Origin of the sequence: Fructilactobacillus vespulae, assembly GCF_047324295.1 — a bacterium.
In the GTDB taxonomy this organism is placed as follows: Bacteria; Bacillota; Bacilli; order Lactobacillales; family Lactobacillaceae; genus Fructilactobacillus; species Fructilactobacillus vespulae.
On record NZ_CP137138.1, the window covers coordinates 1319918 to 1339894 of the forward strand.

18 protein-coding genes, 1 other RNA gene and 1 other annotated feature are annotated in these 19977 nt (G+C 33.5%); of the genes, 5 read left to right on the forward strand and 14 right to left on the reverse strand.

Translation table 11 applies throughout. From position 1 onward, the window contains the following. Positions 1 to 40: 40 nt before the first annotated feature. The 6 genes from R4B61_RS06595 to R4B61_RS06620 all read right to left on the reverse strand — a co-directional run bounded on the left by R4B61_RS06595 (position 41) and on the right by R4B61_RS06620 (position 6688). Positions 41 to 571 (reverse strand): GNAT family N-acetyltransferase, encoded by a 531-nt coding sequence (locus tag R4B61_RS06595; protein ID WP_413627466.1) that lies wholly within the window; start codon positions 569 to 571, stop codon positions 41 to 43. 76 nt (positions 572 to 647) lie between these two features. Then, positions 648 to 1586, reverse strand: coding sequence for a DMT family transporter (locus R4B61_RS06600; protein WP_413627467.1), 939 nt, complete (start codon positions 1584 to 1586; stop codon positions 648 to 650). Between the two features lie 97 nt (positions 1587 to 1683). Next, complete coding sequence (brnQ, locus tag R4B61_RS06605) at positions 1684 to 3030, reverse strand: branched-chain amino acid transport system II carrier protein (protein ID WP_413627468.1); 1347 nt, start codon at positions 3028 to 3030, stop codon at positions 1684 to 1686. Positions 3031 to 3284: 254 nt separating this feature from the next. After that, positions 3285 to 3516, reverse strand: a binding site (T-box leader). A 48-nt stretch (positions 3517 to 3564) separates the two neighbouring features. After that, positions 3565 to 4401 (reverse strand): DNA/RNA non-specific endonuclease, encoded by an 837-nt coding sequence (locus tag R4B61_RS06610; protein ID WP_413627469.1) that lies wholly within the window; start codon positions 4399 to 4401, stop codon positions 3565 to 3567. An 82-nt stretch (positions 4402 to 4483) separates the two neighbouring features. Beyond that, a complete protein-coding gene (locus tag R4B61_RS06615) occupies positions 4484 to 5755 on the reverse strand; it encodes a dihydroorotase (RefSeq protein ID WP_413627470.1) in 1272 nt (423 codons plus the stop codon). Next, the gene (locus R4B61_RS06620) at positions 5756 to 6688 is read right to left on the reverse strand and encodes an aspartate carbamoyltransferase catalytic subunit (RefSeq protein ID WP_413627471.1); all 933 of its coding nucleotides are present in this window, start codon (positions 6686 to 6688) and stop codon (positions 5756 to 5758) included. A gap of 352 nt (positions 6689 to 7040) precedes the next feature. Here R4B61_RS06620 and R4B61_RS06625 point away from each other — a divergent pair, with 352 nt between their 5' ends. Next, entirely contained in the window at positions 7041 to 7982 is a 942-nt protein-coding gene (locus R4B61_RS06625) for a dihydroorotate oxidase (RefSeq protein WP_413627472.1), read from the forward strand. A gap of 60 nt (positions 7983 to 8042) precedes the next feature. Here R4B61_RS06625 and R4B61_RS06630 read toward each other — a convergent pair whose 3' ends face one another. The 6 genes from R4B61_RS06630 to R4B61_RS06655 form a co-directional block, all read right to left on the reverse strand. Next, on the reverse strand, positions 8043 to 9197 hold the full coding sequence (locus R4B61_RS06630) for an NlpC/P60 family protein (protein WP_413627473.1): 1155 nt from the start codon (positions 9195 to 9197) through the stop codon (positions 8043 to 8045). Between the two features lie 181 nt (positions 9198 to 9378). Beyond that, a complete protein-coding gene (locus R4B61_RS06635; RefSeq protein ID WP_413627474.1) occupies positions 9379 to 11055 on the reverse strand; it encodes a glycoside hydrolase family 13 protein in 1677 nt (558 codons plus the stop codon). Positions 11056 to 11079: 24 nt separating this feature from the next. Beyond that, on the reverse strand, positions 11080 to 12396 hold the full coding sequence (locus R4B61_RS06640; protein ID WP_413627475.1) for an MFS transporter: 1317 nt from the start codon (positions 12394 to 12396) through the stop codon (positions 11080 to 11082). Between the two features lie 124 nt (positions 12397 to 12520). Then, on the reverse strand, positions 12521 to 13873 hold the full coding sequence (locus tag R4B61_RS06645; RefSeq protein ID WP_413627476.1) for a glucose-6-phosphate isomerase: 1353 nt from the start codon (positions 13871 to 13873) through the stop codon (positions 12521 to 12523). A 20-nt stretch (positions 13874 to 13893) separates the two neighbouring features. Further along, complete coding sequence (locus tag R4B61_RS06650) at positions 13894 to 14781, reverse strand: ROK family protein (protein WP_413627477.1); 888 nt, start codon at positions 14779 to 14781, stop codon at positions 13894 to 13896. A gap of 128 nt (positions 14782 to 14909) precedes the next feature. Then, complete coding sequence (locus R4B61_RS06655; protein WP_413627478.1) at positions 14910 to 16085, reverse strand: class I SAM-dependent methyltransferase; 1176 nt, start codon at positions 16083 to 16085, stop codon at positions 14910 to 14912. Positions 16086 to 16202: 117 nt separating this feature from the next. Between R4B61_RS06655 and R4B61_RS06660 the strand changes: the two genes are divergently transcribed. Then, complete coding sequence (locus R4B61_RS06660) at positions 16203 to 16976, forward strand: Cof-type HAD-IIB family hydrolase (protein ID WP_413627479.1); 774 nt, start codon at positions 16203 to 16205, stop codon at positions 16974 to 16976. Between the two features lie 33 nt (positions 16977 to 17009). After that, positions 17010 to 17376, forward strand: a transfer-messenger RNA (tmRNA) gene (gene ssrA / locus R4B61_RS06665). A gap of 229 nt (positions 17377 to 17605) precedes the next feature. Here ssrA and R4B61_RS06670 read toward each other — a convergent pair. Both R4B61_RS06670 and R4B61_RS06675 read right to left on the reverse strand, forming a co-directional pair. Further along, positions 17606 to 18040 (reverse strand): GNAT family N-acetyltransferase, encoded by a 435-nt coding sequence (locus R4B61_RS06670; RefSeq protein WP_413627480.1) that lies wholly within the window; start codon positions 18038 to 18040, stop codon positions 17606 to 17608. A gap of 86 nt (positions 18041 to 18126) precedes the next feature. After that, complete coding sequence (locus R4B61_RS06675) at positions 18127 to 18897, reverse strand: (S)-acetoin forming diacetyl reductase (RefSeq protein ID WP_413627481.1); 771 nt, start codon at positions 18895 to 18897, stop codon at positions 18127 to 18129. Positions 18898 to 19407: 510 nt separating this feature from the next. Between R4B61_RS06675 and R4B61_RS06680 the strand changes: the two genes are divergently transcribed. Together R4B61_RS06680 and R4B61_RS06685 are read left to right on the forward strand one after the other, a co-directional pair. Continuing rightward, positions 19408 to 19617 carry a hypothetical protein gene (locus R4B61_RS06680; RefSeq protein ID WP_413627482.1) on the forward strand — a complete coding sequence of 70 codons (210 nt, stop codon included), beginning with the start codon at positions 19408 to 19410 and terminating at the stop codon, positions 19615 to 19617. 79 nt (positions 19618 to 19696) lie between these two features. Then, positions 19697 to 19966 (forward strand): CsbD family protein, encoded by a 270-nt coding sequence (locus R4B61_RS06685; protein WP_413627483.1) that lies wholly within the window; start codon positions 19697 to 19699, stop codon positions 19964 to 19966. Positions 19967 to 19977 lie beyond the last annotated feature (11 nt).

Genomic DNA, 19977 nt, shown 5'->3' on the forward strand with positions numbered 1-19977 from the left:
ATTATACACTTTTTACTACCAAGACAAAGTAATCAAATTATTAATCGTTAGTAATATTCCAACAATTTGCTGTCACTCGAGTATCTAATAGCTGAATTTTATTGGGAACTGAATTGATCAAAGTGAATCCTCCCTGTTCAGCAACACGATTACTGCGCCGATTGTTAACTGCAACCCAGATGTAGCAATTTTTCAATTTAAATTCAGTAAATCCAATTTCAACTAATTTTTTTAAAGCTCTTTGCATGATTCCATTACCTACATATTGATTACCTAACCAATAACCAATTTCTCCACTATTTTCTGTTTTATCAAATCGATTAAAACTAATCATTCCAACTACAATATTCTTAAATTCAATAATCAAGTTAAACGAAACTCGATTGCTAGGTTGATTTAAGCTTAACTTGATAAATTCAATCTCATCATCCAAGGTTTGTTCGGCCGCCCATGGTAACCATTGCTTTAAAGTGGTTCTTGATTCATTTACTAAACGATAGATTCTTTTGGCATCTTCGGGTTGATTTGGAATCCTTAATTTTAGTTCATTATCAATGATGTACTCATTCATTTTTTTAACCTCATTTTATGTAAAATAAAAAACATCATATAAAATGATGTTTTTCTAATCTTATCAAAATCAATTTTTAAAGCAATTCATCAATCTTTTGATGTCTTTCTGAATACTGAAGAATATAGATGGCAATAATAATCAATACTGCCCCAGAAATTTCTACAATATTTAAAGTTGCCTTGAACCAGAAAATACTAATAATAAAAGTAATTACCGGTTGAATGGCATCAATTAAACTAATTGCTGATGATGTTGTAAATCTAGTAGCATAAATAATAGTTGGAAATGTAATAATTGTTCCAAAAAAGATAATTCCAGCAATTCCCAGAATACCACCAGTGCTCAAGTGAGGAACCCCCACCCAAACTGGTTGATTTAAATTAAAAGTAAAACTAGCAATTAAAGTTCCCCAACCTAAAATAATTAGTGGTGGATTATCTTTCCCAATTTCTTTTGGTAAAACCACATAGCATGCTGCGGTAACACCAGAAATAATTCCCATTACTAAGGAAATCATTGGAATTGATAACTCATTTAAATTACCCTTGGTTACTGAAAGGAACACTCCTGCTAACGCAATGACAAAGACCAACAAATCAATTTTATTAGGTAATTCCTTCTTAAATAGTAAGGCTCCAACCACAATAAATAGTGGTGCTAAATATTGTAAAATTGTCGCTGTACTGGCACCATTAGCACCACCTTGTTGAATGGCAATGTAGAAACTACCCATATTGGCAGCCAATCCAAACAAACCATAGGCAACTAACCACATAATTGATTTCACGCTCTTAAAAACGTCAAAAATGCGACCTTTATAGATAATTGCACAAAGAGCTAATAAAATAATTCCTGTAAATGTTGTTCTCGCAGATAAGAACCAACCGGCTGGAATATTATTTTCTTGTGATACAAATTGTTGCAGCGTTCCAGAAAATCCCCAAGACGTTGAAGCAAAGATTGCCAAGAGTAATCCTTTTGCCGAATTGCTCATTTTTTTAGTAGAACTCATATTATTTCCTCCTAAATAAGTTACTAATAATATAGTTCTCTTAAGGTAAAATGGCAAACTTTAATGTTACATTTCAAGACATAGACTGTAAATTTTATTATTTATTTTTAAATTGATTAAAAATTAGACTCCCAATTAAACCGATCAATAAAAACGGAATAAAGTCTAAACCAATTTCAAATAATGGAATATAACTTAGTCCCCATCGATTGATTGCTGAAAATGGTTTAAACGATAATAGTACCGGTGGTAAATTATGGATTAAATCCAAAACTGCAGGAATCATAACAATTCCAATGGTTCCTTTATAGATAAAAGTATTCTTACCAATAAAACGATAAAGCATTCCTAACAAAATCAATGATATTGCTAACGGATATAAGAAACTTAAAATTGGAGCTGAATATAAAATTATTTTAGTTAACCCAAAGTTAGCAATTCCAAACGAGATAACAGTTGCAATAATCAAAAATTGTTTATAGCTAATCTTCTTAAAGCGACTACTTAAATCTTGAGATAAAGATGTTAACAATCCAATTGCAGTGGTTAAACAAGCTAACAATGTCAACGCCGCTAGTATTGCAGCTCCTGCAATTCCTGTATAGTGACGCATAATTGCGGTAAAAGCTTGGCCACCATCAGCAGCTACCTTAGTGAAGCTTAAACTACCAGCTCCTAAAGCAATTAAAAATGTATAGATTAGAGCTTCAAACCCCATTGTTAAACTACCAACTTTAGCAATAGCAAGTGATTTTTGTTTAGTTCTTTTTTCAAAAATTTCAATTGCAGTAATAATTGTAATCCCAAAGCTTAGACCAGCTAAGGCATCCATCGTATTATATCCTTCTAAAAATCCAGTAGTAAAAGAACTCATTCCCTTACCAGAAGTTGGCATTAATGGTAAATCACGGATATCATCATATAAACAAAAGGCGATAAAAAATAATAGAATCATTAAAATGATAAATAATGGATTCAAAACTTTTCCAACGTTTCGAGTAACGCTTTGCTCGTTAAATGCTAATAATAAAGTTACTAGAAAGAAAATAAAGGAAAAGATTAATAATGCAATTCCACTAACTCCTTTAGGTAAAAATGGTTGTACTCCCATTGAAAATGTTACCGTAGCCGTTCTGGGTGCTGCAATTAATAAACCCAGTGAGGCATGAGTAAGAACTAAAAATACAATTGCAAAAGGTTTCCCAGCTGGTTCAGCCAAATTGTACATACTTTTACTTTTTGTAATACTTAACGCTAATATTGAAAACAATGGTAAACAAATTGATGATAATAAAAAACCAATGGTAGCTGGAACCCAGTTAGGTCCAGCAGTTTGTCCTAAATTAATCGGAAAAATCAAATTACCGGCACCAAAAAAGAGACCAAATAATAGTGATGCTAATATTAAATACTGTTTGAATCCAATTTTGCTTTTATTTTCCATAACTTCTCTCCTTCAAAATAAAAAAACCTTAGCAACAATTGCTAAGGACGACAGTCGTGGTACCACCTTAATTTTCAATATTTTCACAAATATTGACTCAATAAGTAATGTTAAAAATGATAATTGGTATTAAAAAACGTCCCTAGCTAAAAGCTAAGGACGTTTTACACGTGTTACCACCTATGTTCCCAATTAATAATAAATAAGAAAATAAACCTATAACCAATAAAAAAATCCCTAACTGTCAAACAACAGTTAAGGACGTTTCCACGTGTTACCACCTATATTCCCAATTATTACTAATTGGCTCAAAAAGTATCATTAATAATCATACTTAAATGCGATAATGGGCACACCCAGTAAATACTCAAGCTTCGTATTTACAACTTGTAGACTACTTTCAATTAAATGATGCTATCTTCTCACACCAACCAAAGACTCTCTTTAACAACCAATTTAATTTACTCTTCTACGCTCTGTCTTTTAATTATTGATACTAATTTACATGTTTTAAATTCAATTGTCAACATTTATTTAATAATAGTGTTTGGTGTATTTTTTTCGATGACTAGTAGATTTATATTTTTTTGCACTCGTCTTTTCTGGTGGATTAGGAACCGTCATTGTTCCATCAATAACAGAACGACCATTGGCATAATTAAATGCTAACCCTGGTTGCACATTATACAAATAGCGATCAAAGTGAAGGCTTCCATCTGTACTAATCGCTTGAACCCAAACACCACGGGCCATTAAATCATTACCACGGTAAATCGGAGTAACTTGATAAATAACTTTTTTATTAGCACTTAATGCATCTCTAACACTATCTTCGGTTATTTGCATAATTTTTTGGTTGGAAAATGCCGATTGAGTAAATAAATTCTTGGGATTATCAATTGAACCTTTTTCCCCTTTATTATATTTTCCAGACTGATCTAAGTTAAAGGAAAAAGTATATGCAATTAAGTGGCCCCGGTTAACCGGAAAAACTCGTTCTCCATTTATTTTTTTGGCTTGATTATTCCAACCAGTGGGTTTAAAGATTTGCGATGCTCGTCCCTTTGACTTGCCTAAATTATCCTTAGTCAAATAAGCAGTTGCCGTACCAGCTCGATTATAATTATCTAAATTTGAATACTCAATTTTACTTTGCTGGAAATTGCCATTTGTAATAGTTTCTGGCTGATCATTATTTAATATATCATAGGCTTGATTTCCAGATTGATAATCTTGATTTGCTAAGTTTTGATAAGTATCAGTCTGATTAGGCATTACATTATCTGCTTGCGTACTAATCGGGGTTCCAATCCCCAGTAGAAAAATACTCAAAATCGCTAAATGTTTAGTTATCTTTTTTAAATTATTCATAATCCACCCCTTCATACGAACGTATGTTTCAATTCTACCAATAATTTGCAAAATAAAAAAGCCTTTTTAGACTTTTTATAATTTATGCTTCAAAAACAATTTTACCGTTGCAAAATGTTAATGTATTTTTACCAATAACCGTTTTTCCTATAAATGGAGTATTAGTTCCTTTAGATTTCATTTCTGCTGCAGTTACAATTGATTCATCAGCCAAATTCCACAATGAGAAGTTGGCTAAATTACCAATTTTAATTACATTATTATCGTTTAGATTAAAAATCTGAGTTGGCTTACTACTCATCCAACTGATTAAATTAGCTAAAGTAACCTTTCCTGTTTTAACTAGTTCAGAGTAAAGAACTGGAAAGGCCGTTTCAATCCCGGTAATTCCAAAAGCTGAATGTTCAAAAGAATCGCCTTTATCAGCAATGGTATGCGGAGCATGATCAGTAGCAATCATATCGATAGTTCCATCTAAAAGTCCGTTTAATAATGCTTCTCGATCCGCTTTAGTTCGTAGAGGTGGATTCATCTTATACATAGGATCATTTTGTCTAATCATTAAATCATCTAGAACTAGATGATGAGGCGTAACTTCAGCTGTAACGTTGATTCCATCTTGTTTTGCCCGTCTAATTAATTCTACACTACGAGCTTTTGAGACATGACAGACGTGATAGTGAACACCAGTAGCTCTAGCTAACTCTAAATCGCGAGCTAATTGACTAGTTTCTGCCACATCAACGGCTGCTTTAAGACCGAAACGATCAGCTGCTTCTCCCGGATTAATTACCCCACCATTCATGAGTCGATGATCTTCTACATGGGCTGCCAATGGTAATCCAGTTTCTTTAATTGCCATCATTGCGTCATACATAACCTTAGCACTCTGAATCCCAAAACCATCATTACTAAAACCTATGACCCCAGCTTTTTTAAACGCTTTAAAATCAACCAATTTTTCTGTGGTTTCATCAAAAGTAATCGGACCAAACTGTTCAACGTTAATAATCCCTTTTTTACGATTATCACTAATCATTTTTTTTATTAAATTAATTTTATTAGGAACTGGGGTTACATTTGGCATGGCACAAACCGTAGTATAGCCACCATGAGCAGATGCCGTACTACCAGTTTCAATTGTTTCTTTTTGAGTTTGTCCGGGATCTCTAAAGTGAACATGCACATCTACCAATCCAGGAAGCAAACTTTTACCTTTAGCAAAAATTGTTTTATCAACATCTTCATCAATTTCTGGTTGAATTTTTTGAATCACTCCATCATTAACTAATATATCAGACTCTTTAAAATTTTGTGCTTGAAAAATTTGAGCTTGTTTAATTAGAATTTTCATCTAAATCTCCTTTGAGTTTGAAGCAATCAAACCCTTGCTTTCTAAAATATCAGTTAAAATTGCCATTCTCATATACATTCCATTAGTCATTTGTTTGAAAATTCGGGACTTGTCGGCTTCAACTAAATCAGAATCAATTTCAATTCCACGATTAACTGGTGCAGGATGCATAATAATCGCAGACTTTTTCATTAATTGGTAGCGACTTTTGGTTAGGCCAAATTTTGCATGATAATCAGTCTCATCAAAATCATCCAATTCTTTTCCTAATCTTTCTTTTTGTACTCGAAGAAGCATCATTACATCAACTATTTCAGCAGCCTTTTCAATTGAAATATGTTTACCAAACTTATCAAATTTCTCATCATACCATTGATCTGGACCAGAAAAGTAAACTTCAGCACCTAAGTGATTTAATAATTCCATATTTGAGCGCGCAACTCGCGAATGGTTAAGATCACCTGCAATCACCACTTTAAGTCCTTTAAAGGTTCCAAATTCTTCATAAATAGTCATCATATCAAGCAATGATTGTGAAGGATGTTGGCCGCTACCGTCACCACCATTAACAATGCTGATGTCTAATTTTTGTTTTAGCAACTCTGAATAATACTCATTTTCTGGATGTCTAATTACTGCGAAGTCTAAACCAATTGCTTGAATTGTTTTAATGGTATCAGCTAATGTTTCTCCCTTAGTTAATGAACTAGTTTGATCATTAAATTCTAGAACTTGCATTCCTAAACGTCTTTCAGCCATATCAAAGCTAGTATGAGTTCTAGTACTGTTTTCAAAAAACAGGTTCATTGCAAAAACTGGTCTGGTTAACTTAATCTTTTTCCCGGCTTTAAAAGCTTGGGCTAACTTAATTTTATGTAGAACTTCTGCTTCACTCATATTTTCAACTGTAACTAGATTATTACTCATCGACATTGCACTTCTCCTTTTTTATTAAAAGCAAAAAAATAAACTTATAATAAAAGACATGCTAAAAATTAACTTAGCATGCCTAAAGAAGTTTTTAAACACTCGGTTAACTTTTTAATCTCTCTGGATTAAATTAAAGCACTCTTTTATTTGTATATACTTTATTAAAAAGTTTGTTAAAAGTCAACCAAAATCTTTTATTTGACAAACATTGTGAATTTATATAACATTTAATCAATCTCAACTTGGTTCAGAGAGGCCAACAGATTATAACTAACTTAAAATTAATGCCACGATTATAATCATACCTTCTCTGAATGTATTTTTATAATCGTGGTTTTTTTGTAAGGAGAAATGTATGTCTAAAATTTCAATTTCCGCATCAATTTCCCATGAACAATTTGAACATCCTTTTATTAATGCAGCGGGAGTTTTTGACGAAACCGCTAAAGATATGGATGAAGTCCTTAATTCTGAAGCTGGAGGAGTCACTACTAAAAGTGCTACTTTAGAACCTCGCCCAGGAAATCCTTTGCCACGGTACTACAATACTGAATTTGGTAGTATTAACTCCATGGGACTACCCAATCAGGGATTAGAATATTATCTTGACTATATTAAAAACTCCAAAACTAATAAGCCAATTGATCTTTCTATCTCTGGAACTTCCATGGAAGATAATTTAAAAGCTTTAAAAATTGTCCAAGCAAGTTCATTTGAAGGTCTATGTGAGCTAAATCTTTCTTGTCCAAATGTGGTTGGAAAACCCCAAATTGCCTATGATTATGATGCAATTAAAGAAACATTAGATGCTGTATTTTCCTTTTATACTAAGCCATTAGGAGTAAAATTACCGCCCTATTTCGATCTACAACAATATGATGCAGTTGCTAAAATCTTAAATCAGTATACACTAACCTATATCAATACCATTAATAGTGTTGGTAACGGTTTAATTATCGACCCTGAAACTGAATCAGTTGTAATTAAACCTAAAGGTGGCTTTGGAGGAATTGGCGGCAGCTACGTAAAACCAGTTGCATTAGCAAATGTTCGAGCCTTTCGTCAAAGATTAAAGCCAGAAATAAAAATTATTGGAACTGGTGGAGTTAACAATGGATTGGATGCCTTTGAATTAATTCTTTGCGGTGCAGATTTAGTTGAAGTTGGAACTGCCCTTGCTAAAGAAGGTCCTCAAATATTTGAAAGATTAAATAATGAATTAACTCAGATTATGAAAGAAAAAGGCTATCAAAATTTATCAGATTTCCGTGGAAAACTAAAAGAATATCAAGGTTAATTTTAAAACAACAAACAAAAAAAGCGAATTCAAATGAATTCGCTTTTTTATTTATTATTTTTATTTAAAATCTGAAACGTAACGATCTGCACCGTTGAAGTTCTTGTAGTGTAACCAAGTGTGACCATCAGCTTGAACAGTACCATCAAATACGATTGCATCGTAGTTAGTAATTTGACCAGTTACGTTACCGTTTAGGCTTGCTGAACTACGAACGTTACGAGTAGTAGTTGGTACAAAAACGCCACCAGCTTGAACTGAACTTAAGTCAGCAATCCATGAATCGTTTTCAGTATCGTGTAACCAAGTGTATCCATCAGCAACCATAGTCTTGTCATAGTTTACTACTGAACCAGCAGCTAATTGATGAGTAACTTTGGCATTTAATGAGCCATTTTCACGTACATTTTGACCTTCAGAAAGTGTGTAAGTTTTAGTTGAAGTTGCGTTAGATGCTTCTGAAGCAGGTGCAACTGCAGCACTTGAAGTAACGTCTTGTGCAGGTGCATCAGTTGCTACATCATCACTTGAAACAGATGATTGTGATTGTACATCGGTTGCTACAGCATCGCTTTGAGCATCATCGGCTGCAGCTGAAACGGCTTGTTGTGAATTGTCACTAGCTGATTCGGCTGTGTAGTCAGTTGATGCAACGCTACCAGTTGATTCTTGTGCAGGTGCTGAATAGTCAGAAGTTGCTTCTGATTGTTGTCCAGCTTGTTCACTTGCAGCTGAAACTGGTGCTTGAGCAACTGGAGTTGATGTTGCAGTACCATTTACTCGACCATAAGAAACTGGTCCACCAAAGTATGAAATTGAATCGTTGTTAGTAACACCATTAAGTTGTGAGTCAAGCATTTGACCATTACCAAGGTAAATACCAACGTGATCTGATCCACCTACACCGAAGAATACTAAGTCACCAGCTTGAGCTTGTGATTCGTCAATTCTTTGAGTTGCAGAGTATTGTGCACCTGAAGTACGAGGTAAACTAATACCATCTTCTGCAAAGGCTTGTTGAACAAAAGCTGAACAATCAAATCCACCATAAGAATAAGGAGTACCAACATATTTTGTACCATTTGAGATGGCATCAGCTTGAACTGGATTACTTGTTGAAATAAATCCACCAGCTACCATAACTGTAGCAATTCCTGCAAACATCCATTTCTTACCAGCTTTAAACATCTTATAATGTACTTTTTCGTTCTTCATAGAATGATTCTCCTCTTTGAAATTTATTTATTAGTTTTATTTTTTTAATTTAATTTACTCTTTAGATATTAACATCTATATTTGCCTTTATGTTCAAATTGCATGACTCTTAACTTAATTGTCATTTACGTTAATCTAATTGAAACATAACTGTAACATTAAGATTAGAATCACAAACTATTTATTGATAAATAACGATTGCTTGATATGGATCCAATTCTCTATATTCTCGACTTGAGTAGTCATCGTAGTTATTAAGTAAAACTTTACCCTCAACTTTTTCTGGCAGTTTGCTTACTTTATCACATAAATTAACCCAAACCAATAATTCATGATCGTCTAATTCACGTTTATATGCAATTATATTTTCAGGAACATCGTTAATTTCACTTAAGTTCCCATTAATTAAAATATTTTGATGTTCTTTTCTGACAGAAATCATTTGACGGTAAAAATTCAACGTTGATTCTGGATCGGTTTGTTCATCAGCAACATTAATTCCAACTCGATCATTACCTAGTTCAATCCAAGGATTTCCAGTTGTAAAGCCTGCTTTTTCGCTGCCATTCCACTGCATTGGAGTTCTTGCATTGTCTCTTGATTCAAAATTAATCATTTTTAATGCTTGTTCTTTTGAACAACCATTATCTAACATAATTTGATAATTTTTCATCGTATTAATATCTTTAAATTTTGAAATATTATCAAATTGTGTGTTTTTCATTCCTAATTCTTGTCCTTGATAAACAAAAGGATCTCCTGGTAAGAAAAAGTACATGGTGGCTAGTGCTTTTGCAGCAGTTGCTGTTTGATCTGATTTATTTTTAATTAATTTACTTAAAACTCGTGGTTGATCATGATTTTCTAACACGGTTGCCAACCAGCCGTCGGTTCCTTGTAACTCCATTTGCGTTTCAAAAAGTAGTTTTCTTAACTCAGGAATTGTCCAATCGCGTTGACCTCTAAACCATTCATCAATATCTTCCACTTCAATATTCATATAACCAAAGTCAAACACCATTGAAAAACTACCATTTTTTCCAACCATTTTCTTAGTTTCAGCTGGAGTTAACCCGTATGCTTCTCCCACGGTTACTGCATTATACTTTTCAAAAGTTTCGTGTTTTAGTTCATCCAAAAACACTTCTAAACCGGGACGATTTTGTCCCTTATGAATAACTGAAACCAAACCATCATTTGCATCCGCCGGTAGTGATTTCCAATCTTGATCTTTTTTCAAAAAGTTAATCGCATCTACTCTAAAACCGGCAACTCCCTTTTCCAACCACCAGTTAATCATTTTATAAATTACTTTTCGTAGTTTAGGGTTTTCCCAGTTTAAATCAGGTTGGTACTTAGAAAATGAATTGAAATAAAAATTACCAGGTTCATTGGGAACTGGTTCCCAAGTAGATCCACCAAAAATTGATCTCCAGTTATTGGGCTTTTTACCATCTTTGGTTTTCTTGAAATAATAAAAGTCACGATATGGACTTTCAGGATTACTGATAGCTTCTTTAAACCATGGATGCTGATCAGACGTATGATTTACCACTAGATCCATTATTATTTTGATATCACGTTTTTGGGCCTCTTCCATCAATTCATCAAAATCAGCCATTGTTCCAAAAATAGGATCAATTGCTTGATAGTCTGAAATATCATATCCCATGTCAACCATCGGTGATTTATAGATTGGTGAAAGCCAAATTGCTGTAATTCCTAAATCTTTAATATAGTCCAAACGGGAAATTATTCCTTGTAAATCACCAATCCCATCTCCATTGCTGTCTTGAAATGAACGTGGATAAATTTGATAAAATATCTCGTTTTTCCACCATAGTTTATCTTTTTCCATATAATCTTTTATCCCTTCTTTTGATTATTTTAATTTGATTAAGCTAGCAATAATTCCACCAATCAGCATACTTACCCCACTAATTAGTATCATCATTGGCATTGAACCATTTACTAACGGCAATATCACTACACTTAGAATTGATGCAACAATTTGGGGGATACATAGTTGAATGTTAAATAAGCCTAAATAAGTGCCAATATATTCTTCTGAAATTGAATCAGACACCATTGTTAGTGGATAAACCAACAGTCCTGCCCATCCAACTCCAACCATCACAAATGCTAATCCAGTTAGTAAAACGGTATGTGATAAAAATACTACAATAAAACCAATTCCCCCAATTAACATACTAGCTGATAATACCTTAACATAATGTTTCTTTTTCACCTTCGTCAACATTAAGGAAACCACCACTGCTGATAAAGCGTACAGTGCTGAAAATACCCCAAATAAGTTAGCACCTTTTTGATACCCAATACTTTTGGGATCAATAGAATTATAAATATTAGCAGAAATCGCTCCTGATCCATATATCCATAAATAACCAAAAGCTAAAAATGCAAAAAAATTAACCAATCCAACTAGCCAAAATACCTTGGGGGCTTCTTTCAACAAATTAACCATACTTTTAGTATTTTCATTTTCAGTAATCCCATGATAACTTCGAAATTGATCTGGTGAAAATTCTTTAATGAGCAAGATAGTAACTAAACTACATGTCGCAATTGCTGCAGCTGCTATGTAAAATGCAAATAAAACTGAATCGGGAACTACTCCTTTAGGGGCTGTATTAGAAACCCCTAAAGCCGTCAAAATAAAAGGTGCCATTGCTGCGATTACAGAACCAATATTTGCTAACAAACTTTGAATTGAATAAGCCTTCCCTTTTTGATCAGAATTAACCATATCCCCGACTAGCATCTTATAAGGTTGAATACAAACATTAGAAGCCAGCATAAATACGCCAACAATTAAAGATGCAACTATCACTGCGGTGGAACTCGTCCAACCAAAACTGCCGGAATTAGGCAACAAAATTAAAGTAATCATTGTAAAAATGGTTCCTACAATTAAATACGGCATTCGTCTACCACCCAACTGCGGTATCCAAGTTTTATCAGAATATTTTCCAATAATTGGTTGCATCACTAAACCCGTTAGCGGTGGGATAATAAAAATCATTCCCAATAATTCCGGTTTAGCTCCAATGGTTTGAAATAGTCGGCCTAATTGTGAACTTTCTAAGCCAAAAGCCATTTGAGTTCCCAAAATTCCAAAGCTTAAATAAAATAAAAAGCCATTGCTTACTTTGGGGACACTATTTTTTGTATTTTTCATCTAATATACAACCCTCCTAATTTCAAAAGTAATTAAAATATGTTTCATTATAACAACTATCAATTTCAACTAATAGTATCGTAGATAGAAAAAAGCAGGCACTAGGCCTGCTTTCAACTTATTATTATTTTTCTAATTCTTTATTTAACTTTTCTGCTAAATCTTCAAAACCTGGTTTTCCAAGCAAAGCAAACATATTTTTCTTATATGCTTCAACTCCGGGTTGATTAAATGGATTAATTCCATTTAAGTAACCAGAAATCCCTACTGCAATTTCAAAGAAGTAAATTAAGTAACCTAAACTAAATTCAGATTCATCTGGAACTTCAACAGTTAGCACTGGAACGCCACCATCGTTATGAGCTAAAACAACTCCTTCATAGGCTTTGTCATTAACTTCATTCATTGATTGACCTTTTAGATAATTTAATCCATCAAGATTTTCGTCATCCATGGGAATGTCAACGTTATATGGTGGTTGTTTTACCTTGATTACGGTTTCAAATAAATTACGTAATCCTTCTTGAATGTATTGTCCTAATGAATGCAAATCAGTACTGAAGTTTGCAGATGATGGGTAAATTCCCTTTTGGTCTTTACCTTCTGATTCTCCCATTAACTGTTTCCACCATTCAGAAAACATTCTAAGGTTAGGTTCATAGTTTTCGCACAATTCAGTTACATAACCCTTACGGTAAAGGATATTTCTGATTGCAGCATAACGATATGCATCATTTTTACTTAAATCAGGATCAACGTAATCATTAGCAGCTTGTTCAGCCCCCTTCATCAATTGATCTAAGTCAGCACCAGTAGCAGCAATTGGTAATAATCCAACAGGAGTTAATACTGAGAATCGACCACCAACCCCATCAGGGATAATAAAGGTTTCATAGCCAGCTGCATCCGCTTCCTTACGAAGAGCACCATGTTTAGCATCAGTGGTGGCATAAATTCTGTGCGCAGCTTCTGCTTCACCATATTTTTGGATTAATTTCTCTTTTAGAATTCTAAAGGCAATGGATGGTTCTGTAGTCGTTCCTGATTTAGAAATGACATTAACAGAGAAGTCGCGATCGCCAATAAAGTCTTGTAATTCACGTAAATACGATGCACTTAGTGAATTACCAGCAAAGAACACTTGAACTCCACGACGGTCATCTTTTGACTTAGAATTGTAAAAAGATCCGTTTAAGAAGTCAACTGCCATCTTAGCTCCTAGATATGATCCACCAATTCCAATTACAACTAATACTTCAGAATCACTTTGAATTTTAGTAGCTGCTTTTTTGATTCTATCAAATTCAGCTTTATCAAAGTCGCTTGGTAAATTAATCCAGTCACGAAAATCAGCTCCTGCCCCAGTACCTTGACGCAATTGTTCATTTGCTGCTGTTACCAAAGCTTGCATTTCTGGAACTTCATTATCGTTTATAAATTTACTTATTTTTGAATCATCAAAATTAATGTATGACATATAAATTTATCCCCTTTAAATTAGATATTAGCTGCTTCATCAATTGCTTTTTGGGCAAGCACAAAATCACCATATGTTGCAGAACCATTATGTGGAATTTCTGGTCTAGTAATGTATTTTTCAAGTGAACCAACGTTTAAGTAGTTGTTAAATAGAAGTGTAAATTGAGCTCTAACCTTGTCAACGAATTCTGGAGTACATACTCCCCCACCTAAAACAATTTTGTTAGGACGGAAAGTAACCGTTAAATCAACCACTGCTTGAGCAACGTAGTAAGCTACAATATCCCATTTAGGATCACCCACGGGGGTTTTGATTCCTTCTACTCCATCTCTAGCTTCAAAAGTAGGACCAGAAGCAAGACCTTCTAAACAATCACCATGCCATGGACAAGTACCTTTAAAGTCCATATCATCACGATGTCTTCTAACCTTAATATGACCAAATTCGGGAGTTCCCGCTACTCCTAAGAAATCTCCGTTAATCACAGCTCCCATACCAATACCGGTACCAATAGTCATGTAACTAACTGATTTAATGTTCTCGTCATTTTTCTTAGCAACCACGTATTCACCATATGCAGAACCGTTAACATCAGTTGTCCAGTACATAGGAACATCAAAGTTTTCTTTCATTTTTCCAAGAAAGTCAATGTTACTCCAACCTTTTTTGGGAGTCTTGATAATCCATCCATATGTTTCAGAATTTTTATCAACATCAATTGGGCCAAAAGAAGCGATTCCAAAAGCATCAATATGATCAAATTTTTTGAAATATTTAATTGTTCTAGCTAACGTTTCGTCTGGAGTAGTTGTTGGAAATTGTGTTTGGTCAATTACATTAAAATTCTCGTCTCCTACCGCACAAACAAACTTAGTTCCACCAGCTTCAATGCTTCCATATAACATAATCTTATCCTCCTAAGATTTACCATTAATTTTATGGCTTAATTATAGGTCTCTAAAAATACAATTGCAACAAATTTGTAAGCGATTTCACATTATTAATAAATTCTTAGATAAACTGACTAATTAAATTATTTTTGCAATTTAAACCAAAGTCCCTTAAATGGACTGTTTTTTAAATACTCGCGATCCACTGGGAAGTCAATTGGAGTTTTAAATTGCTCTTTTTCAATGAATTTATGTTTTGAATTAGTGATTGCAGTTTGGATTCCATTACGGAAATCCTTTAAATTAACGGCATTTGTTTGTGTAGTCACAAATAAATCTGCTTGAGCACTAGCTAATCCAAAAACATTAGTTAAGAATTTAGTTAAGTCTTTTCTAATATTAAAGTTACCTTTTTTACTTCTCATAAAGGTTGGCAAATTAATCGTAATTAAATCAAAATGTAAGTTATGCTTGGTTGCATAGTCTAAAAAGCCATTAATATCCATGCTTCTTACTTTTTGACTTTCCATTTCAACGTCATTTGCAACCAATTCTTGTACTAAATCAGACTTGGCACGCTTACTTTGATCAACGTTTTCAGTTTGATTACTTCCACCAGTAATTGAAGCACTAACCACTCCCGTTTGATCATACAATAAGTTTAGAACTAACTTTAAATTTGAATTTTTCTTAACTTGTTTTCTTACATCTCTAAAAATTAAGTCTAATCCAGTTTTACTTGCTCCATTTAAATGAACGGGATATGTCGTTCCATCTTCAATTATTTCCTTAAATTCTTGAGCATCTGGGGCTAAATCAAAGATTGGCTTAACGCTACTATTACCTTCAAAGCGCTTAATTTCGTAGATATTTTGATAGGTTTCTAAGCCCTTGGCAATTGCAGGCAAAATAAGATTTCTTTGTTGATAGATCCCTTCATTTTCCCAACTAATTACAATTTCACCACCATAATTATCAATGTTAATTCCACCTAAGCCATCACCTTGACCATTAAATAGACGATAAGCATTTGTTTGTTCGGCAATTGAAGTTAAACGTTGGTTAAAAGCTCGTTTAAAAATTCTAGTAAAGAAGTTTTCATTAATTTCTTGGTTTTCTTTTCTACTTAAAATCCAACCATAACCATTACCTTCTTTAGCTAAATATGCACTAGCTACAAAATGGCCACTTTTAATTAAAGCTACCCATTCACCGTTGTTTGTGAAATCTGTTTCGTTAGCAAAGTCCTTCAAACTAATTTGGGGATATCCACCTTCGAATTTACTTGCTGCCGACCCAGTTATTTCTATTTCTCGCATAATTTCTCCTTTAATAATAAAATCCTATCCCTATTGTAACTGTAATCAAAGATAATATATAGTAGAAATATAATTCAAATGTTATAATTGAACGATAATTTTAGGTGAGGTGTATTCATGTATAAATATTTAGTATTCTTTGATTTAGATTCAACCCTTTTCGACGCCGATTCAAAAGTTAACGATGAAGTTGCTGATGCTCTAGATCAGATTCGAGATAACGGTGGTTTACCCATCATTGCAACGGGTAGAACATTATATGAAATTCCTGACACAATTGCTAAAACAAAAATCAACACACTTGTAATTTCAAACGGTGCTTATGGAATTCAAAATGGAAAAAAACTCTTTCACGATGTCATTGAACCGCAAACAATTGATCAATTAGACGAATTTGCCAAGGAAAATGGAAATTCAATTACCGTATTAAATCAAAAAGGTAAAGGATCATCTCGTCATGATGACTTATTAATTAAGGCTTGTGATTTAGTACATGCTCCCATTCCACCAGTGGTTTCAAAATCATACTGGTATGACAATCCTATCGACATGATGTTTGTAACCAACACTAATTTAGATGATAAATATCAAGAAAAATTTGGTGACAAACTGTCCTTTTTCAGAAATTCTCCCTTTAGTATTGATATTGTGGCGCATAACGTTTCCAAAGCAACCGGAATTAAACAATTAATCGATGCTGCTGGATACCAAGGAATTCCCACCTATGCTTTTGGGGATGGAAACAATGATATTCCGATGCTGGATTTTGTTGACCACGCAGTTGCAATGGGGAACGGAAAGCCCAACGTTAAAGATCATGCTGAATTCGTTACGACTGCTAATACTGATTCAGGAATCGTTAATGGACTTAAACATTTTAATTTAATTTAATTAACATTTATGGTATACTACGTTGTACCTTTCGGGGCTGTTATGGATTCGACGGGTATGGTTCGAGCTTGAACTGCATTTCGTACTGCGATGCGTTAAATCGTCCAGTTTAATTATAACTGCAAAAAATAATAACAATTCTTACGCCTTAGCTGCCTAAAAAGTAGTCGACGTAGATCCAGCTAATCTCGTCCATGGGTTATCCTGGGTCCTAAATTAAGTGGACTTACGCATTTTGCTCCCATCTGAAGTAAAGTGAAGAGACTAATCAGATTAGCTAATCATATAAGCCTTGGTTAATGGCGTCATGACTGGTGAATTTTAAATAATCGACCTATAAATGTAGAGGTTCAGGTGGCGACATATTCGGACGCGGGTTCAAATCCCGCCAGCTCCATTTATAGTTATAGCTGGTTATAATAAGCCCGTTATATCAACGTTTTAAACACTATTAAAATTCATCGATTATAATAGATTAGCATTAGTTAGCAAAAAAATCGGTGGAAATTCTGTGGATTTTTCATCATTTATAAAATTTTTTATAAAAATAGTCGGTGGATTTTTGAGAGATATCTTTAATTAGATGTCTCTTTTTTTATAAAAAAAGCGCTAAAACTAGCGCTCATTTTTCATTTTAATTTTTTGGCCATCTTAACCACTGGAGCTCCATCCTCATAATACGGACCATCCGTAACTTGATATCCACATTTTTCGTAAAATACTTGAGCCGTCAATTCACCATGAATCTCTCCAGAAATCATCCCATTTTCAAGTGCCCATTGTTCGGCTGCTTCTAAAAGCTTTTGACCGAAACCTTGCCCTCGATATTCTTTTCGAGTACAAATCCTACCAAACCGAATTACTCGGTTTTTTTGAGGCTCTAATCTTAACGTTGCAATTGGAAAATTAGGCTCTAAAAATAGCACCCCATAAATTCTTTGATCTGTATCTTTTTTATCGAATTCCACGTTTGCATCAATTCCACGCTCCTCAACAAAAATTGCTTGTCTTAAAGCATAAGCTGCAGCTCGATTAACAATTTCATTAGAAAAAATTATTTTCATAGTTGTTCCCTCACTTTAATTAAGTTCATTAAAAGAAAAATCCACCAACAAATTGTTAGTGGATTTTTAATATTTAAAATATTGGTTTAGTTAAATACCATTCCACCATCAATTAATAATGATTGTCCGGTCATGTAATCTGAATCTGGACTAGCTAAATATGAAACACATCCAGCTACATCTTCAGGTTGTGAAAGACGTTTCAAAGCAATGTCCTTTGAGAATTGTTCCATTCCCCATTCAAAAGGTTTACCAGCTTTATCAGCAACCTTTTGAGCAATATCTTCCATCATTGGAGTAACAACAATTCCAGGACAGTATGCGTTAACAGTAATTCCAAAATCAGCTAATTCACGAGCAGTGGTTTCCGTAATCCCACGAATAGCAAACTTAGTGGATCCATATACTGTAAGGTTAGGATTACCAGTCATACCTGCTTGAGAAGAAGCATTAATAATCTTACCACCATGACCAAGTTCTTTAAATTTAGCAGATGCAGCTTGGATTCCCCAAATTGTTCCACCAACATTAATTTTTTCAGCACTTTCCAATACTTCTGGAGTAACATCTGCAATTGGTGTTGTTGGTGCAACACCAGCATTATTAACCATTACATTGAAATCTCCAAAATGTTTAGCAGCTTGATCAACTGCTGCAAATACAGCATCACGATCTGCAACATCCGCAGTAATAACTAAAGCATCCCCATTATCTTTTTTAATTTCATCTGCAATTTTTTCAATCTTAGCAGCAGTTCTACCAACTAAAGCAACGGCAAAACCATCTTTATGTAAACGTTTAGCAATTGCAGCACCAATTCCTTGACCTGCACCAGTAACTAAAGCAACTTTTTTCATAGTAATAACCTCCTTCATATTTAACAATGTCATTATACCATATTTTGGTAAAAATCCTTCCGATTGCTCAATAATAAACAAAAAAAGTCATTAGTAATTAACTAATGGCTTTTAGGTACAGTGATATATAATCAAATCAATAGGATCGAGGCCCCTATTGGCTACATAACGTACCCAGTTATGTATTAAACGTGTGCTTAAGAATAAGAAAATTACTGATGTTATAATTTAAAACTTATTATTACTTGATACATTAAACAATAGTACAACATATGTCAACTAAACATTTTAATAATGTACAAAAATAATTATATACCGAATATTAATAAGTTAATTTATTACGCAATAAATTAATTTTATTACACTGATATTTCAATAGTTATTCACATAAATAAAATATGTTAATAATTTAGTGAACCTGCAAAAAAATTTTATTTTATCACTTTTTATCTATTTTCACTCCCCTTCAATTCGCTTTGTTATAATATCAATAGAGAGGTGGTGTTTATTATGAAAGCAACTGTAACTCTAAGAAATGAATCACAAACCGAAATCAAAAACATTAAGTCAATTGAATACCCAGTTCAAGGCTCAAATAAAATTGTCATTGACTTTACTGAATTCTCACTATATGAAGCTGATGGCGATGTAAAATTTATTGGCGATTCTATTTTCGTAGTTCGTCCTCAAGATATTTTATCCGTAAACTTCACTAAATAAAAATGTATTTCAGTAAATTAATTTGAGATTCAGTTATTTTAGTATTAAAATTAAATCACTACATAAGGAGGTTTTCACTATGTCAAAATTACAAAATGCCAAAGATATTCTAAAAGGAAAAAATGAAAAAATTTGGGGTAAATTAACTGGAGATCAAAAACAGCAAGCCAAAGGAATTTTTGATCAACTAAAAGGAAATTTAAAAAACACGTTTGAAGACGGTCAATCATTGGTAAAAGATGGCAGTAAAAAAATCACTAAGGAAACCAAGTCATTTTATAAAGAGGCCAAAGATCAAACTATTAATGCCGGTAACAAAGTTAAGAATAAAATAAAGAAAAATAATTAAGGAGAATCCCT

What these genes read in the sequence shown, in the direction of transcription:
- R4B61_RS06650 (WP_413627477.1), bottom strand. Translation starts at nt 14,781, where the DNA reads ATGTTATATGGAAGCATTGAAGCTGGTGGAACTAAGTTTGTTTGTGCG.
- R4B61_RS06625 (WP_413627472.1), top strand. Translation starts at nt 7,041, where the DNA reads ATGTCTAAAATTTCAATTTCCGCATCAATTTCCCATGAACAATTTGAA.
- R4B61_RS06660 (WP_413627479.1), top strand. Translation starts at nt 16,203, where the DNA reads ATGTATAAATATTTAGTATTCTTTGATTTAGATTCAACCCTTTTCGAC.
- R4B61_RS06680 (WP_413627482.1), top strand. Translation starts at nt 19,408, where the DNA reads ATGAAAGCAACTGTAACTCTAAGAAATGAATCACAAACCGAAATCAAA.
- R4B61_RS06655 (WP_413627478.1), bottom strand. Translation starts at nt 16,085, where the DNA reads ATGCGAGAAATAGAAATAACTGGGTCGGCAGCAAGTAAATTCGAAGGT.
- R4B61_RS06670 (WP_413627480.1), bottom strand. Translation starts at nt 18,040, where the DNA reads ATGAAAATAATTTTTTCTAATGAAATTGTTAATCGAGCTGCAGCTTAT.
- R4B61_RS06630 (WP_413627473.1), bottom strand. Translation starts at nt 9,197, where the DNA reads ATGAAGAACGAAAAAGTACATTATAAGATGTTTAAAGCTGGTAAGAAA.
- R4B61_RS06685 (WP_413627483.1), top strand. Translation starts at nt 19,697, where the DNA reads ATGTCAAAATTACAAAATGCCAAAGATATTCTAAAAGGAAAAAATGAA.
- R4B61_RS06610 (WP_413627469.1), bottom strand. Translation starts at nt 4,401, where the DNA reads ATGAATAATTTAAAAAAGATAACTAAACATTTAGCGATTTTGAGTATT.
- R4B61_RS06600 (WP_413627467.1), bottom strand. Translation starts at nt 1,586, where the DNA reads ATGAGTTCTACTAAAAAAATGAGCAATTCGGCAAAAGGATTACTCTTG.
- brnQ (WP_413627468.1), bottom strand. Translation starts at nt 3,030, where the DNA reads ATGGAAAATAAAAGCAAAATTGGATTCAAACAGTATTTAATATTAGCA.
- R4B61_RS06595 (WP_413627466.1), bottom strand. Translation starts at nt 571, where the DNA reads ATGAATGAGTACATCATTGATAATGAACTAAAATTAAGGATTCCAAAT.
- R4B61_RS06645 (WP_413627476.1), bottom strand. Translation starts at nt 13,873, where the DNA reads ATGTCATACATTAATTTTGATGATTCAAAAATAAGTAAATTTATAAAC.
- R4B61_RS06615 (WP_413627470.1), bottom strand. Translation starts at nt 5,755, where the DNA reads ATGAAAATTCTAATTAAACAAGCTCAAATTTTTCAAGCACAAAATTTT.
- R4B61_RS06635 (WP_413627474.1), bottom strand. Translation starts at nt 11,055, where the DNA reads ATGGAAAAAGATAAACTATGGTGGAAAAACGAGATATTTTATCAAATT.
- R4B61_RS06675 (WP_413627481.1), bottom strand. Translation starts at nt 18,897, where the DNA reads ATGAAAAAAGTTGCTTTAGTTACTGGTGCAGGTCAAGGAATTGGTGCT.
- R4B61_RS06620 (WP_413627471.1), bottom strand. Translation starts at nt 6,688, where the DNA reads ATGTCGATGAGTAATAATCTAGTTACAGTTGAAAATATGAGTGAAGCA.
- R4B61_RS06640 (WP_413627475.1), bottom strand. Translation starts at nt 12,396, where the DNA reads ATGAAAAATACAAAAAATAGTGTCCCCAAAGTAAGCAATGGCTTTTTA.